The 923-nt window shown below is 49.4% G+C and carries 1 protein-coding gene; it reads left to right on the top strand.

All coding sequences use genetic code 11. The features are described from left to right. On the top strand, positions 1-214 hold a 214-nt coding region (locus CIK04_RS35175; protein ID WP_325206052.1), incomplete at its 5' end, for a hypothetical protein. Between the last annotated feature and the right edge of the window lie 709 nt (positions 215-923).

Genomic DNA, 923 nt, shown 5'->3' with positions numbered 1-923 from the left:
TCCTTTGTTATTACAACTTCTTACTTATAACTTCGGTTTGTCAGCCTCTTTCTGTCTCTCAGTTCGTCATCCTCGCGAACGCGGGGATCCATCGTACAGCGAGTCTTGTAGCTCGGTATTACCGCTTCATTGCCAGTGTTGTTGTCAGTTTGGCTCTATGTTGTTGTCTGGGGTGAGTGCATTTCCAAACGCGACATCTGGCGTGTGTGGATGAATGGATTCCCGTGTGCACGGGAATGACGATGGGTGGCGTGGCGGCGGTGTGCTGAGTTTTTATGGGATAGTGGCGTTGTTGATGTGTTTTGTCTCATCCTTTGTTATTCCAACTTCTTCCGTATAACTTCGCTCTGTTAGCCTCTTTCTGTCTCTCAGCTCGTCATCCTCGCGAAGGCGGGGATCCATCGTACAGCGAGTGTTGTCGCTCGGTATTACCACTTCGTTACCGGTATTGTTGTTGGTTTTGCTTTATGTTGTTGTCTGTTGTGGCAAGTGCGTTTTCAAACGTGACATCCGGCGTGTGTGGATTAATGGATTCCCGTGTGCACGGGAATGACAGCTGGTGGTTTGGCGGCGGTGTGCTGAGTTTTTACGGGATAGTGTCGCTGTTGATGTGTATTGTCTCATCACATCCTTTGTTATTACAACTTCTTACTTATAACTTCGGTTTGTCAGCCTCTTTCTGTCTCTCAGTTCGTCATCCTCGCGAACGCGGGGATCCATCGTACAGCGAGTCTTGTAGCTCGGTATTACCGCTTCATTGCCAGTGTTGTTGTCAGTTTGGCTCTATGTTGTTGTCTGGGGTGAGTGCATTTCCAAACGCGACATCTGGCGTGTGTGGATGAATGGATTCCCGTGTGCACGGGAATGACGATGGGTGGCGTGGCGGCGGTGTGCTGAGTTTTTATGGGATAGTGGCGTTGTTG

It is taken from the genome of Vibrio sp. 03_296 (assembly GCF_002265885.1).
The sequence above is the reverse complement of the archived record's forward strand: the minus strand, read 5'-3'. Positions and strand labels throughout refer to the sequence as shown.